Source organism: Pseudomonas sp. R2-60-08W (assembly GCF_003852335.1).
In the GTDB taxonomy this organism is placed as follows: domain Bacteria; phylum Pseudomonadota; class Gammaproteobacteria; order Pseudomonadales; family Pseudomonadaceae; genus Aquipseudomonas.
Map to the genome: position 1 here is coordinate 1,421,004 of NZ_CP027731.1, position 14,262 is coordinate 1,435,265.

The 14,262-nt window shown below is 62.2% G+C and carries 13 protein-coding genes; 1 reads left to right on the plus strand and 12 read right to left on the minus strand.

Annotation, left to right across the window (positions count from 1 at the left end; all coding sequences use genetic code 11):
* Positions 1-57: 57 nt before the first annotated feature.
* Positions 58-255 (plus strand): hypothetical protein, encoded by a 198-nt coding sequence (locus C4J90_RS06375; protein WP_065886112.1) that lies wholly within the window; start codon positions 58-60, stop codon positions 253-255.
* A gap of 21 nt (positions 256-276) precedes the next feature.
* Here C4J90_RS06375 and pdeM read toward each other — a convergent pair whose 3' ends face one another.
* The 12 genes from pdeM to C4J90_RS06435 form a co-directional block, all read right to left on the minus strand.
* Positions 277-927 carry a ligase-associated DNA damage response endonuclease PdeM gene (pdeM, locus tag C4J90_RS06380; protein WP_124419435.1) on the minus strand — a complete coding sequence of 217 codons (651 nt, stop codon included), beginning with the start codon at positions 925-927 and terminating at the stop codon, positions 277-279.
* On the minus strand, positions 927-3,407 hold the full coding sequence (locus tag C4J90_RS06385; RefSeq protein ID WP_124419436.1) for a ligase-associated DNA damage response DEXH box helicase: 2,481 nt from the start codon (positions 3,405-3,407) through the stop codon (positions 927-929). Before C4J90_RS06385 ends, pdeM begins: the two co-directional genes overlap by 1 nt.
* Positions 3,408-3,464: 57 nt before the next feature.
* The gene (locus C4J90_RS06390; RefSeq protein ID WP_065951958.1) at positions 3,465-4,229 is read right to left on the minus strand and encodes an ABC transporter ATP-binding protein; all 765 of its coding nucleotides are present in this window, start codon (positions 4,227-4,229) and stop codon (positions 3,465-3,467) included.
* 13 nt (positions 4,230-4,242) lie between these two features.
* Positions 4,243-5,361, minus strand: coding sequence for a succinylglutamate desuccinylase/aspartoacylase family protein (locus C4J90_RS06395; protein WP_124419437.1), 1,119 nt, complete (start codon positions 5,359-5,361; stop codon positions 4,243-4,245).
* 9 nt (positions 5,362-5,370) lie between these two features.
* Complete coding sequence (locus tag C4J90_RS06400) at positions 5,371-6,081, minus strand: ABC transporter permease (RefSeq protein WP_124419438.1); 711 nt, start codon at positions 6,079-6,081, stop codon at positions 5,371-5,373.
* A complete protein-coding gene (locus C4J90_RS06405) occupies positions 6,078-6,806 on the minus strand; it encodes an ABC transporter permease (RefSeq protein ID WP_124369896.1) in 729 nt (242 codons plus the stop codon). The genes C4J90_RS06400 and C4J90_RS06405 overlap by 4 nt, the downstream gene beginning before the upstream one ends.
* 57 nt (positions 6,807-6,863) lie before the next feature.
* Positions 6,864-7,643 (minus strand): transporter substrate-binding domain-containing protein, encoded by a 780-nt coding sequence (locus C4J90_RS06410; RefSeq protein ID WP_122683522.1) that lies wholly within the window; start codon positions 7,641-7,643, stop codon positions 6,864-6,866.
* A 310-nt stretch (positions 7,644-7,953) separates the two neighbouring features.
* Entirely contained in the window at positions 7,954-9,588 is a 1,635-nt protein-coding gene (locus tag C4J90_RS06415) for an ATP-dependent DNA ligase (protein ID WP_124419439.1), read from the minus strand.
* Entirely contained in the window at positions 9,585-10,589 is a 1,005-nt protein-coding gene (locus tag C4J90_RS06420) for a ligase-associated DNA damage response exonuclease (protein ID WP_124366136.1), read from the minus strand. Before C4J90_RS06420 ends, C4J90_RS06415 begins: the two co-directional genes overlap by 4 nt.
* A gap of 299 nt (positions 10,590-10,888) precedes the next feature.
* Positions 10,889-13,330 (minus strand): penicillin acylase family protein, encoded by a 2,442-nt coding sequence (locus tag C4J90_RS06425; RefSeq protein ID WP_124419440.1) that lies wholly within the window; start codon positions 13,328-13,330, stop codon positions 10,889-10,891.
* Between the two features lie 222 nt (positions 13,331-13,552).
* Entirely contained in the window at positions 13,553-13,771 is a 219-nt protein-coding gene (locus tag C4J90_RS06430) for an SEC-C metal-binding domain-containing protein (protein ID WP_124369900.1), read from the minus strand.
* A complete protein-coding gene (locus tag C4J90_RS06435) occupies positions 13,768-14,250 on the minus strand; it encodes an LEA type 2 family protein (protein ID WP_124361638.1) in 483 nt (160 codons plus the stop codon). Before C4J90_RS06435 ends, C4J90_RS06430 begins: the two co-directional genes overlap by 4 nt.
* Between the last annotated feature and the right edge of the window lie 12 nt (positions 14,251-14,262).

A 14,262-nucleotide genomic window follows, 5' to 3' on the forward strand; every position in this document is an offset into this window, starting at 1 on the left:
TAGGTGTACTGCCTCGGCGCGTGTGAAACGCGTCGAGCCACGCTTGAGGAGTGCCCTATGAAGATCAACCCGCGAATCAGCGCAGAACTTGCCCGGCTTGAACCCAACCAGATTGGTGTTCTGGCCTGGTCCTTGATGGCCGACCCTGCTTATGCGGGCGGCATCCCCGGCCAACCTGAACCGGACTATCCGCAGCCTACCGAACCGGGTGAGCCAACCCTGCCGGATGAGCCGCCTCCCGCACCTGTTGCCTGACCCAGCACGCACGCCTGTGCGTCACTGAACCGGCCAGACCTCATGATCGCCGATCACAAAGATTCGGCGCTCATCGTCCAGCTCCACGGCGTAACCGCCGGTAAAGGCGCCAAACGCCGGCAGCAGGCTGACGCGTTTGCCAATCTGGAAGCACGGCAGGCGCAGGCTCTGCCGGCCCTTGCCGCGCAAGCGATACACCGGATGGACATGCCCCGCCAGCACATGATGGCTGGGGTGGGTGTCCGGTTCGTGCTGTAGCGCGAATGGCCCTATCAATAGTGGCTCCGTCACTACCTCGATGTTCAGATCGGCAGGCGGATCGCCTGCGCGTTGATCGTGATTGCCGCGAATCAACGTGATCGGCAACTCGGCGTGGCGCGCTCGCCAGGCCCTGAGTGCGCCCAGGGTGCCGCTGGCGTGGGAGCCTGGGCCGTGGAGGAAATCTCCGAGGAAGATCACCCGAGCGCAGGCAAAGGCCGCCAGCAACCGATCCAGGCGCTGCAGGTTTTCGCTCGTAGTGCCCTGGGGCACGGGTTGCCCGAGGCTGCGGTAGGCCGAGGCCTTGCCGAAGTGAGCATCGGCGATCAGCAGGTATTGGCGCGCCGGCCAGTACACCGCCTTGTCCGCCAGCAGCCACAATTGCTCACCCTCAAGCGTTACCGAACACACCATCAAGCGTTCCCTCTGTCCGCGACTTTTTCCAGGTCCTTGACCATCCGCGCAATGCGCTCCGAGAGTTTTTCAGAACTCAGGCTTTCGCGCATTCGCTCCACCAGCAGCGGAAAGGCCAGGGGGGTTGGCCGCTGGATCATATGCAGGTCCAGTTGCAGTGCCGACAAGCGAAGCAATGTCTCTTCCAGGCGCTGAATGTCCAGTTCGTTGCGCAGGACTTCTTCCCCTGCCTGGGTCAGCAGCAGATTGTGCGGATCATATTGTTTGAACACTTCGAAGAACAGGCCACTGGAGGCCTGCACCTGCCGGGTGCTTTTCGGCGCGCCGGGGTAACCGGCGAACACCAGCCCGGCGATGCGTGCGATTTCGCGAAAACGCCGCAACGCCAGTTCACCGGCGTTAAGGCTGGCTGCCACGTCCGTGAGCAAATCCTGTGGGCTGAGCAGCGCCTCGGTCAACACGTCGGGCCAGTGCACCTCGGTGGCGCTCAGCAATTCCAACCCATAATCATTGACTGCAATGGAAAAGGTCACGGGTTGCTGCCGGCTGACTCGCCACGCCAGCAGACTCGCCAGCCCCAGATGCACCTGACGCCCGGCGAAGGGGTAGAGAAACAGGTGCCAGCCTTCGCGCGACTTGAGAAACTCCGCCAGCAAGTGATCACGGGTCGGCAGGCCGGACCAACGCAGTTGTGTCAGCAGCAATGGCTGCACCGCCTGCATCTCCGGGCCGTCGAAGCGCCCCTGGGCCGCCGCGTCGAAGCGCTCGATCACCGCCTGCGCCAGCTCGTTGGAAAGCGGCATGCGCCCGCCATTCCAGCGCGGCACGGCGGCTTTTTTCGCGGTGCTGCGGCGAACATAGGCGGTCATGTTTTCCACGCGCACCAACTCGAGCAGGCGTCCGGCGAACAGAAAGCCGTCGCCCGGCTTGAGTCGCGCAATAAAACCTTCCTCGACACTGCCGAGGTTTTTGCCGCCACCGCCCTTGCTCCAGTACTTCAGGTGCATACTCGCATCGCTGACAATGGTGCCCACGCTCATGCGATGGCGGCGCGCCAGTCGGGCATCGGGAACGCGCCAGATGCCCTGTTCGTCGGGTTCTACGCGGCGGTAATCCGGGTAAGCGGTGAGCGACAGTCCGCCATGGCGCACAAAGGCCAGGGCCCAGGTCCAATCGGCGTCGGTAAGATCGCGGTAGGCCCAGGCCCCGCGGACCTCCGCCAGCAGCGCATCCGGAGTAAACCCGCCGCCCAGGGCCATGCTGACCAGATGTTGCACCAGCACATCCAAGGGTTTGTGGGGCGATTCGCGGGCTTCGATGCGTCGCTGGGCAATCGCATCCTTTGCGGCGGCGGCTTCCACCAGCTCCAGGCTGTGGGTCGGCACCAGGGTCACCCGTGATGGCCGCCCCGGTGCATGCCCCGAGCGGCCGGCACGTTGCATCAGGCGCGCCACACCTTTGGCCGAGCCGATCTGCAACACCCGCTCCACCGGCAGGAAATCCACGCCCAGGTCCAGGCTGGAGGTGCACACCACCGCCTTGAGTTGGCCGTCTTTGAGCGCACGTTCCACCCAGTCCCGGGTCTCGCGCGACAGCGAACCGTGATGCAGCGCAATCAGGCCGGCCCACTCCGGCCTGGCCTCCAGCAGCGCCTGGTACCAGATTTCCGACTGCGCCCGGGTATTGGTGAACACCAGGCAACTGCTACTGGCGTCCACTTCGGCCACCACTTGCGGGAGCATTTTCAAACCGATATGGCCGGCCCAGGGAAAGCGTTCGGCGATGGGCGGCAGCAGTGTGTCAACCAGCAACTGTTTGGGCGATTGCCCCTGCACGTTGACGCCGCCACCCTGTGGGACCAATACATCCAGTGCGTGGGCCTGATTACCCAAGGTCGCGGAAATGCCCCAGACCAGCAAGTCGGGATGCCAGCGTCGCAGCCGTGCCAATGCCAGTTGCAGTTGCACACCGCGCTTATTGCCGATCAGTTCATGCCATTCGTCCACCACCACCATGCGCAAATGCGCCAGGCTGACCTCACTGTCGGCGCGCGCAAGCATCAGCGTCAGGCTTTCCGGGGTGGTAATCAGCGCTGTGGGCTGGCGGCGGGTCTGACGGGCGCGTTCGCCGCTGCTGGTGTCGCCCGTGCGCAGGCCAACGCTCCAGGGGATCTGCAAGGCCGCCAGCGGCGCCTCAAGCGCGCGTGCGGTGTCGGCGGCCAAGGCGCGCATAGGTGTGATCCACAATACGGTCAGTGGTTCGGCCGGCGCCTTGCGCTTGCCGGTTGCGGGCGGGCGCGTGATGGCGAAACGATTGAGGGCGGCGAACCACAGCGCGTAGGTTTTACCCGCGCCGGTATTGGCATGCAGCAAGCCGGATTGACCGTCCTTGACGGCCTTCCACACTTCTTTCTGGAATGCGAACGCACGCCAGCCACGGGTGGCAAACCATTGTTTTGCGAATTCGACGGGTTTTGCCATGCGGCAGCTGACGCTCTGGAGGCTCTATTGCACAGACCCTCCAGGCGTCACAAAGGTTTACTTCAAGTTGCCGCTCAAAAACTGCTGCAGGCGCTCGCTCTTCGGATTGCCCAGCACGTCCGCCGGCGCACCTTGCTCTTCCACCCGGCCTTGGTGCAGGAACAGCACCTGGCTGGAAACCTTGCGCGCAAAGCTCATTTCGTGGGTCACCATGATCATGGTGCGGCCTTCCTCAGCCAGGCCCTGGATGACCTTCAATACTTCACCGACCAACTCCGGGTCCAGTGCCGAGGTGGGTTCGTCGAACAGCATCACCTCGGGCTCCATCGCCAGCGCGCGGGCAATCGCTACCCGTTGCTGCTGGCCGCCGGACAGGAACGCCGGGTATTGATCGGCCACCCGCGCGGGTAGGCCGACTTTGTCCAGGTAGCGCCGGGCGCGGTCTTCGGCGTCTTTCTTGCTGCACCCCAGCACCCGGCGCGGGGCCATGGTGATGTTTTCCAGCACGCTCATATGGCTCCACAGGTTGAAGTGCTGGAAGACCATCGCCAGCCGCGTGCGCAAGCGCTGCAACTCGGCATCGTCGGCCACGCGCATGCCGTGGCGGTCGCTGACCATGCGGATGGTTTGTCCGTCCAGGGTCATGGCGCCGTCGTTGGGCGTTTCCAGGAAGTTGATGCAGCGCAGGAAGGTGCTCTTGCCCGAGCCGCTGGCGCCGATCAGGCTGATCACGTCACCGGTCCTGGCCTTGAGCGAGACACCTTTGAGCACTTCATTGTCGCCATAGCTTTTATGCAGGCCTTCAACGGTCAATTTGTACATGGGGCGTGCATCCTCAAGGCGAAAGTAAGTAGCCGCTACGGTAGGCCTCAGTGCCGGCGACATGGCTGATCACCATCCCGGCAGTGGCCATGCGGCGTAGCGAGCGGGCATAAAGCAGGCCGGCATGTTGGCAGTGCACGGGCGTTACGCGGTCAGTGATGGGGTCGATGATTTCTGCGATCAGTTGCCCGGCTTCCAGGTATTCCCCCGGCAAGGCACTGAACACCAGCAAGCCGCCCACGGGTGTGGTCACCGGCTCCACACCCGCCAATGGCGTGGCCGGGTAGGGCAGCGCGGGCAGGGGCGTCGCGTCGCCTTCAATCGCACCGAAGTGAATCAGGTAGTCGATGATCGCCTGGCAGTCCAGGGCCGCGAGGCCGTGGTTGACGTCGCCTTGGCCGCGCAACTCGACGGTCACGGAAAAGCTGCCCAGGGGGATCGGGAAGCGCGCGCCGAAGCGTTGCCGCAACTGCCACCACACCAGGGTGAAACATTCATCAAAGGACTGCCCGCCGGAGTCGGTGGCCAGCAGGTTGGCCTCCGAGCCCAGGTAACGCGCCAACGGTTCCACCTGTGGCCAGGCCTCAGGCGTGGTGTAGAGGTGCGCCACGGCTTCGAAATCGCAATGCAGGTCCAGCACCATGTCGGCATCGCACGCCAGGCGTTGCAGCACCAGGCGTTGGGATTGCAATTGCGTCGACGCGGTTTGCCTGGCGAGGGCGTCGGATAACGCGGCGCGGATCAATCGGGCGTTGTGCTGGGGGTCATCGCTCAGCGAGTCTTCAACCTGATCACCGACTGCGTCGCTGAGGTCGACGAACAGGCGATTGAAATTCTGCCCGCTTTCCAGCTCGTAGCGGCCCAGAGGGATGTCCATCAGCACCTGTTCCAGCCCCACCGGATTGGCGACCGGCACCAGGACGATTTCGCTGCGTAAGCGCCCGGCGGCAGCCAATTGGGCCAGGCGCGCCTTCAGGTGCCAGGCCACCAGCATGCCCGGCAGTTCATCGGCATGCAGGGACGATTGGATGTAAATCTTGCGGTCGGCCTGTTCCGGGCCGAAATGGAAACTGTGAATCTGCCGCGCTGTGCCAGGCACCGGCGCAATCAGATCATGTTGCTGATGACGCATGAAAGCTCCTTAATGGCTCGGCCCGAGGAAGGCCAGCCAGCGGCGTTCGGCCAATCGGAACAGGCCGACCAGAGCGAAGGTCACGGCCAGGTAGATCAAGGCGGCGATGCCGAACGATTGAAAGGTCATGAAGGTGGCCGAGTTGGCGTCCCTGGCGACTTTGAGGATGTCCGGGATGGTGGCGGTGAACGCCACGGTGGTCGAATGCAGCATCAGGATCACCTCGTTGCTGTAGTAAGGCAACGAACGGCGCAGCGCCGACGGCATGATCACATAGGCATACAACTTCCAACCGCTCAGCCCGTAGGCCTTGGCCGCTTCGACTTCGCCGTGGGCCATGCTGCGGATTGCCCCGGCGAAAATTTCCGTGGTGTAGGCGCAGGTGTTGAGGGCGAAGGCCAGGACCGTGCAGTTCATCGCATCGCGAAAGAACGCATCGAGCACCGGTTGCGCACGCACGGCGGCGATGCTGTAGATGCCGGTGTAGCAAATCAACAACTGGATATAGAGCGGCGTGCCGCGAAACAGGTAGGTGTAGAACTGCACCGGCCAGCGCACCAGGCGCCTGCGCGAGACACGGGCGATAGACAGCGGAATCGACACCACAAACCCGATCACCAGTGCCGCGCTGAGCAGCCACATAGTCATGGCCAGGCCGGTGATGTGCTGGCCGTCGCTATAAAGGAAGGGGCGCCAGTATTCCTGCAAAAGCTCGATCATCGCACGGCCTCCCGTGAGCCTGCGGCGTAGCGACGTTCGAGACGGCGCAGGACGAAGTTGGACGCGCTGGTGATCAACAGGTAGATCAGCGCGGCGAGTACCAGGAAGTAGAACAGTTGGTAGGTGCTCTTGCCGGCATCCTGGGCGGCTTTCACCAGGTCGGCCAGGCCGATGATCGACACCAGGGCGGTGGCCTTGAGCATCACCATCCAGTTATTGCCGATGCCCGGCAGGGCAAAGCGCATCATCTGCGGGAAGGTCACGTAGCGAAACCGTTGCCCGCGCTTGAGCCCATAGGCGGTGGCCGCTTCCAGCTGGCCGCGGGGCACGGCGAGAATCGCGCCGCGAAAAGTCTCGGTGAAATAGGCACCGTAGATAAAACCCAGGGTGATGACCCCGGCGCTGAATGGGTCTATCTCGATGTACTCCCATTCCATAACGTCGGTCAGGCCGGTCAGCCAGGTTTGCAGGCTGTAGAAAATCAGCAGCATCAACACCAGGTCGGGTACGCCGCGAATCAAGGTGGTGTAGAGCTGGGCGGGGATACGCAGGAAGGGCAGGCTGGACAGTTTCGCGCTGGCACCGAGCAGGCCCAGCAACACGCTGACCGCCAGGGACAGCACCGACAATTTAAGGGTCATCCAGGTGCCTTGCAGCAGCAGCGGGCCGAAACCCTTCAAGCTGAACGCGCTCAGCCCGAGGGTTTGCAACAGATCTTCGAACATAAATCAGGACCTATGGCGATAAAAAAGCGCCCCTTCAAAAAAGGGGCGCCCCAGGCATTATTTGCCGCTGTACAGGTTCAGATCGCCAAAGTGTTTCTTCTGAATAGTGGCGTAGGTGCCATCATCGTGTAACGCTTTGATACCTTTATCCAAAAGAGCCTTGAGCTCAGTGTTACCTTTTTTGATACCGATCGCGGTTTTCGACGGCAGCAGCGGGTCATCGATTGCTGCGCTGACTTCGTATCCAGCACCGGCTGGGGACTTCAGAAAACCCAGTTCAGCCTGCAGCATATCCTGCACTGAGGCATCGAGACGGCCGGACGTCAGGTCCGCATATACCTGATCCTGGTTGGCGTAGGCCTTGGTGGTCACGCCGGCTTTGTCCAGCACAGCCTTGGCGTAGGCTTCCTGGATGGTGCCTTGCTCGTAGCCCACGGTTTTGCCCTTGAGCGACTCCGGCGTCGAGTACCCGGCGCCTTTCTTGAACACCAGCGAAGTTGGCCCCGAGAACAGCTCGTTGGAGAAGTCGATCGCCTTCTCACGTACCGGGGTCACGGTCATGGACGAAATCACACCGTCGAACTTGTTGGCTTTCAGGCCGGGAATCATGCCGTCGAAATCGCTTTCAACCCATTTGCATTTGACCTTCAGCTCTGCACAAATCGCATTGCCCAGGTCGATGTCGAAGCCCACCAGGCTGCCGTCGGCGGCTTTGGATTCGAATGGCGCGTAGGAGGGATCGACACCGAAACGCAATTCCTTGTATTCCTTGGCGGTTGCAACACCTGCAGCCATGCACAGAGCCAGTGCAGAAAGGGTCAGCAATGCTTTTTTCATTATGTATTCCCTGGAAACCAAGATAAGCGCTTGTGGCGCATTTAGGACTGTTACTGAACGGTGTCAGACGGATCCCAAGTAGCAATTTCTGCACCATAGTTCCGAATGATCGTTTTAAAAGGTGGGATGAGGGATTTCTGAGCGTAGGAAATGCCCATTAGCGGGCACTGATAGAGTAGTGCACCATTTAGGATCGAACGGAAATCCAAATGTGGGAGGGGGCTTGCCCCCGATGGCGGTGTGTCAGTCACAGCATCTGCGTCTGACCCACTGCTATCGGGAGCAAGCTCCCTCCCACATTTGAACTGGGTCAGGCCAGTAAGTCCTGCAGCGTCGCGAGATTGTCGGCTTCCTCCACCGGTTTGTCCTGGCGCCAACGCAACATCCGTGGGAACCGCACCGCAATTCCGCTTTTATGCCGCTTGGACAGGGCGATGCCTTCGAAACCCAACTCAAACACCATGCTCGGCGTAACGCTGCTGACCGGGCCGAATTTTTCCACCGTGGTTTTGCGCACAATCGCGTCGACCTTGCGCATTTCTTCGTCAGTCAGCCCGGAATAGGCCTTGGCGAACGGCACCAGGGTGCGCTCGCTGCCCGGCGGGCCGTCCCACACCGCGAAGGTGTAATCGCTGTACAGGCTGGCGCGCCGACCGTGGCCGCGCTGAGCGTAGATCAACACCGCGTCGACGCTGAACGGGTCGACCTTCCACTTCCACCACAGGCCCATATCCTTGGTGCGGCCCACGCCGTAGAGGCCTTTGCGGTCCTTGAGCATCATGCCTTCCACACCCAGGCTGCGGGAGGCTTCGCGCTGCTCGGCCAACGCCTGCCAGGTTGGCCCCTCAAGCAGCGGCGAGGGCAATAACACCGGTTGGTTACACGCTGCGATCACGCTTTCGAGCTGCGCACGCCGTTCAGCCAGAGTGTGGTTGCGCCAGTCGTCGCCTTGAAACTCCAGCAGGTCATAGGCAAGCACCGCCACCGGCGCATCCTCCAGTACCTTTTTACTCAGGGTTTTGCGGCCGATGCGCTGCTGCAGTAGGGCGAAGGGTTGCACCGCGTCCTTCCAGACCAAGATCTCACCGTCGATCACCGTGCCATCCGGCAAGCCACTGACCAGGCTGTGCAGCTCGGGGAAACGCTCGGTCACCAGCTCTTCGCCGCGCGACCACACCCACAGACGCCCCTCACGCTTGACCAGTTGCGCGCGTATGCCATCAAACTTCCATTCCACCTGCCAGTCGGCGGGGGAGCCGAGCAGGGCATCGAACTGCTCCACTGGTTGCGCCAAGCCATGGGCGAGAAAAAACGGATAGGGCTGACCGCCACGTTGCGCATGTTCGTCGGCCGATTCGGCAGCGATCAACTTGAGGTAGCCCCCAGCCGTAGGGCGATTGGACAAATCGGTGTAGCCCACCAGCCGTTGCGCCACGCGCTTGCTGTCGAGCCCGGCCATGGCGGCAAGCGCGCGGGTCACCAGCAGCTTGGACACGCCCACGCGAAAGCTGCCGGTGATCAACTTGATGCACACCATCAGGCTCGGTTGATCCAGCTGCGCCCACAGCGCAGGCAGGCGTTCGGCCAGTTCAGCAGGCGCAAGGCCGCGCAGCGGCAGCAGTTTTTCTTCCAGCCACACCGCCAGGCCGTCTTCGGAGGTGTAGGTCGATTCGGGTAGCAGCAGGGAAATCGTCTCGGCCAGGTCGCCGACGGACTGGTAACTCTCTTCGAACAACCACGGCTCGATGCTCGCCGCTTGGGTCGCCATATCCCTCAGCAGACGGGTCGGTACCAGTTGCCGCGGCCGCCCGCCGGAGAGGAAGTACACCGCCCATGCCGCATCCTCCGGCGGTGCCTGCTGAAAGTAGTCTTGCAGCGCCGCGAGCTTGGCGTTGCTGGAGGTCGTCGCGTCGAGGTTAGCGTACAGCTCGGCGAAGGCTTTCATGCGCTGGCCTCCTCTTCGTCATCGCCATATTCGGTGCTGAAACCCTGGGCATCCAGGCCTTTTTCGCGCAGATGGCGCACCAGTACGCCGACCGAGCCGTGGGTGACCATCACCCGTTCGGCGCCGGTCTGTTCGATGGCCCACAACAGTCCGGGCCAATCGGCGTGGTCCGACAGCACAAAGCCACGGTCGACCCCGCGCCGCCGCCGAGTCCCGCGCAGGCGCATCCAGCCGCTGGCGAACGCGTCGCTGTAATCGCCAAAGCGGCGTATCCAAGTGCTGCCGCTGGTGGAGGGCGGGGCGATGATCAAGGCCTGGCGCAGCAGCGGGTCGTTTTTTTTGAAGTCGCCGGCGTACAGCGTTTCCGGAATGTACACCCCGGCTTCGCGGTACACCCGGTTCAACGGCTCGACGGCGCCATGGCTGAGGATCGGGCCGATGCTGGCATCGATGCCATGCAGAATGCGCTGGGCCTTGCCGAAGGAATAGCAGAACAGCACGCTGGCTTTGCCGGCGGCGATATTGGCCTGCCACCAGTCATTAATGCCGGCAAAAATCTGCGCCTGCGGCTGCCAGCGGTAGATCGGCAGGCCAAAGGTTGATTCGGTAATAAAGGTGTGGCAGCGCACCGGTTCGAACGGCGCGCACGTGCCGTCGGGTTCGACCTTGTAGTCGCCGGACGCGACCCAGACTTCGCCCTGGTATTCCAGGCGCACCTGGGCTGAGCCCAACACATGCCCGGCCGGATGAAAACTCAACGTCACACCGTGGTGCACCAACTGTTCGCCGTAGGCCAGGGTTTGCAGGTTGATGTCCTGGCCCAGGCGCGAACGCAGGATGCCTTCGCCGGGGGCGGCGGCCAGGTAATGTTGATTGCCGGTGCGGGCGTGGTCGCCGTGGGCATGGGTGATGACGGAGCGTTCCACCGGGCGCCAGGGGTCGATGTAGAAATCCCCGGCGGGACAATAGAGGCCTTCGGGTCGGGCAATGACAAGGTCCATGGGGTGACCGAGGAGGTGGGCTTATCATTTAGGAGGATATGACGGTGGGAGAAGTTCTATCTGAATGCATGGGGTCCAAATGTGGGAGGGGGCTTGCTCCCGATGGCAGGGTGTCAGCCACTGATGTAGTGGCTGATCTATCGCTTTCAAGGATCGTTCCCACGCTCCAGCGTGGGAATGCAACCCGTGACGCTCTGCGTCACCTGTGCACGGTAGCTGAAACTTAGCTCGGTTCGCGCGACGCGGAGCGTCGCAAAAGGCATTCCCACGCAGAGCGTGGGAACGATCAGAGCGCCGGGTTACTTGCCAGGTGTCAGGGTCAACCTGGTCTTGCCATACACCTTGTCAAAGTTCTGCGGCTGCATCGGGAAACTCAGGTATTGCGCCTTGAGCGACGGGTCGATGCCGTTGGCATAGTTCGGGCTGGCCGGGTTGCCGGACTGGCCGGTGCCGCCCTGGCCCATCATCGGTTCCGGCTGGCCGAAGTCGACAATCATGCGCAACGCCGACGTCTGGGCCGCGTTGAAGTCCTGCCCCCAGCGGTACGGTGCCGGGTTCAGGGTGTTGTGGTCGCCACCACTGGCCAACGGGCCACGGATCACCTGGCCGCTGGTGGTTTTCCAGGTGGTGGTGTGCAGCTTGCCCCATTGCCAGGCCTTGTGATCAGCGCCCAGCAAGCTGTCGCCGGTGCTGATCGTGGCGGCCAGAGTGCGTGCGAGGATCGCCGGCTTGTCTTCTTTGTGCGGCGTGCGCGTGTCATCCCACAGCGGGCTGTCTTCACGGCCCAGCAAATGGTCTGCGGTGGCTGAGTAGGACAGGCTGGCGTTGCTGACAAAGGCTTTCCAGCTGGCGCTCTGCTCCGGACCGAGTTTGTCGAGGAAGATCTGTCTGGCGCTCTCTTGCAGGAACAGCTCGTAGAGCGCCGCGTCGGCGGACGTTGGCGCAAGGCGACCATCGAAGGTCATCAGGCGGCCCAGTGCTTCGCGCGCCTTGGCCTGTTCGGCCGCAGGCAGCGCATCGATTGCCTGTTTCAGCGGCTGAGCCATGCCCGGCGCCTGGAACATGCCTTTGAGTTTGGCGGCAAAGAGGGTGGTCTGGTCGTATTGCATGGCGATCAGACTGCGGCTGTCATGCTTGCCAGCATTGGCCAGTTGCGCCAGGCGCTCGCTGCGCTCCGGCGCATCCCAGGAATTGGACAGCTGCATGCCATAGCCACGCGGTGCGGTGCGCTGGTTGGCGGTGCCGATCCAGCCTTGCGCCGGGTCCTGGTCATAGGGATGCAGCATGGCGTCGGCGTAACCGTCCCAGTCAAAGCGCGTATCCCAGCCAGGCGAGGGCAGCAGGCCTTCGCCTTCGCGGCGGTTGGGGAAGCGGCCGGTGACTTGCCAGCCGATGTTGCTGGCGTCGGCGAAGATCATGTTCAACGCAATGGCGCGAATTTCTCGGGTCGCGTCCGAGGCCTTACCGGCGTTTTGCGCGCGGGACAGGTCGAAGAACGCATCCAGGCTCTTGTCGTCCTTCAAGTCGGCGGTTTGCAGGGCCAGGCCATAACCACTGGTGAGGGCCTGGCTGCTGTTGAGCAAGGCGCCGTGGCGGGTTTCGTACACCACTTCGCGAATCGAGCGTTGACCTTTGATGAAGAAGGTCTCGTTACGCACACCGGCCGGTAGCCATTTTCCGTTGTTCTCGTAGTACAACGCGTTGCCCTGGCGTTTGACCTTCTCCAGGAACAGGTCCTGGGTATCACCCTTGACCGCGCTCATGCTCCACGCGACCTTGCCGTTGAAGCCCGACAGCAGGGTCGGCAGGCCGGCAATCGACGCGCCGGCCGCCTGATATTTCGGGGCACGGATCTGCACATAGCTCCAAGGTGACGGCGCTTGCGGCTGGGCGGCGAGGTCGTTGGCCAGCAGGCTTTTGCCGCTGCGGCTGCGTTGCGGCCCGATGGCCCAGTTGCTGGACGTGGTCACGCCCAGGGCATTGAGGCTGTTGAGTTGCTGGCTGACCGTGTCCAACCCGGCGAGGCCGGTGATCTGGCTCAGGTTCACGCCCTTGAACTTATCGGCTTCGGCCAGCGGGATCGCCTCGTCCGGCGCGCTTGGAATAAGCCAGGCGAGCTTGTCGACACCGACTTTCTGCGCCAGCACCAGCGACGAAATTTCTTCCTGCAGGTTGCTCGACTCGCTGAAATTCAGCAGGCAGAACAGCAGCGCCGAATCTTCCGGTTTCCAGTACTCAGGCTTGTAGCCGGTCTGGGCCAGGTCTGTCGGCAGCTTGTCGCGGTAGCGGAATAGGTAGGCGTTAACGCCTCGTGCGTAGACTTCAAAGAACCGCTTGAGCCGTGGCGATGAGGCGTTGTACAGCTCGCCGGCGCTCTTTTTGAGGTTGACCGCGCGCATGAAACGGTCGACATCGAGTACCTCAGGGCCGGACATTTCCGCCAGACGGCCTTGGGCCAGTAGCCGCAGGGTGACCATCTGGGTGATCCGGTCGCTGGCGTGCACATAACCGAGGCTGAACAGCGCGTCGTGGAAGGTGTTGCTTTCAATCAGCGGCATGCCTTGGGCATTACGGCGTATCGACACGTTTTGCGCCAAGCCCTTGATCGGCTGTACGCCGGCCATGGGGGGCAGGGTGTCCTGGGTGCTCTGGAGCTGGCAGCCGGCCAGGCTTAACGCACTGGCCACTGCCGCGGCAACGCCGAACCGGGGAAGAAAATGTGTAAGGGCTGGCGAGGCCATGGCAAAGCTCCTGCGGGGGGTAGCGTCATTAAAGGCGCTACGTTAGTGAGCGCGGCGAAACGACGCAAGCGGGAGTTTTGTAATTACGTGAGTACTCAGGCTTATGCGCAAATCAATGTGGGAGGGGGCTTGCTCCCGATAGCGGTGTATCAGTCGACATAGGCATCGACTGGATGACCGCTATCGGGAGCAAGCCCCCTCCCACATTGGATATTGGGTAGCTTAAGCGCCGTGGCACTTCTTGAATTTTTTCTCGCTGCCGCAGGGGCAAGGGTCGTTGCGACCAACATCTTTCAAGGCGTTGCGCACCGGCTCCTGGTGAGCGTGGCCGCAGTTCGGGCCGTGGACATGGCCGTGGTCGTGATCATGGTGATCGTGACCATGATCGTGAGCATGATCGTGGTTGCAGTCAGGACCATGGACATGGGGTTGCTGAGTCATCGATGTCGCTCCGGAATAAAATCGCCGGGGATTATCTCGCCATTGTGGGCCACCTGCACGTCATTACCGATGAATAATCCGGTTTTCAGCTCGCCTTCCAGGCGATAGGGCACGGGGCGGTCGGGATTCTTCAGCATCTGCACTACATCGCGTATGCGTGGCCACAGGTTGGTGCGCACCGACACCCGGAAGAATTTATGACTGCGCGGCGGCACGGTCAGCCATTCGTTGGACTCACCTTCGGTCAGCACCAGATCGCCAAGGGTGACCTTGTAGATCAGGCCACGCACGGTCAGGTCAGCGTCGTCGCGGTTGTCCACGCGAAAGTAGAGCTTGAACTTCTGTTCCAGCAGCTTGGCCCGCACCACTTCGACATTCACCAGGGAGACGTGGGGCGGCGGCGAATCGTCTTCGAACCACGAGGCGCAGCCGGTCAGGCCCAAGGTTAACGCCAGCATCAAGCTGAAGGTGCGAAGCATTGGCGTTATCCC

Coding starts and splice junctions, on each gene's coding strand:
- C4J90_RS06375 (WP_065886112.1), top strand. CDS start 58: ATGAAGATCAACCCGCGAATCAGCGCAGAACTTGCCCGGCTTGAACCC.
- pdeM (WP_124419435.1), bottom strand. CDS start 927: ATGGTGTGTTCGGTAACGCTTGAGGGTGAGCAATTGTGGCTGCTGGCG.
- C4J90_RS06385 (WP_124419436.1), bottom strand. CDS start 3,407: ATGGCAAAACCCGTCGAATTCGCAAAACAATGGTTTGCCACCCGTGGC.
- C4J90_RS06390 (WP_065951958.1), bottom strand. CDS start 4,229: ATGTACAAATTGACCGTTGAAGGCCTGCATAAAAGCTATGGCGACAAT.
- C4J90_RS06395 (WP_124419437.1), bottom strand. CDS start 5,361: ATGCGTCATCAGCAACATGATCTGATTGCGCCGGTGCCTGGCACAGCG.
- C4J90_RS06400 (WP_124419438.1), bottom strand. CDS start 6,081: ATGATCGAGCTTTTGCAGGAATACTGGCGCCCCTTCCTTTATAGCGAC.
- C4J90_RS06405 (WP_124369896.1), bottom strand. CDS start 6,806: ATGTTCGAAGATCTGTTGCAAACCCTCGGGCTGAGCGCGTTCAGCTTG.
- C4J90_RS06410 (WP_122683522.1), bottom strand. CDS start 7,643: ATGAAAAAAGCATTGCTGACCCTTTCTGCACTGGCTCTGTGCATGGCT.
- C4J90_RS06415 (WP_124419439.1), bottom strand. CDS start 9,588: ATGAAAGCCTTCGCCGAGCTGTACGCTAACCTCGACGCGACGACCTCC.
- C4J90_RS06420 (WP_124366136.1), bottom strand. CDS start 10,589: ATGGACCTTGTCATTGCCCGACCCGAAGGCCTCTATTGTCCCGCCGGG.
- C4J90_RS06425 (WP_124419440.1), bottom strand. CDS start 13,330: ATGGCCTCGCCAGCCCTTACACATTTTCTTCCCCGGTTCGGCGTTGCC.
- C4J90_RS06430 (WP_124369900.1), bottom strand. CDS start 13,771: ATGACTCAGCAACCCCATGTCCATGGTCCTGACTGCAACCACGATCAT.
- C4J90_RS06435 (WP_124361638.1), bottom strand. CDS start 14,250: ATGCTTCGCACCTTCAGCTTGATGCTGGCGTTAACCTTGGGCCTGACC.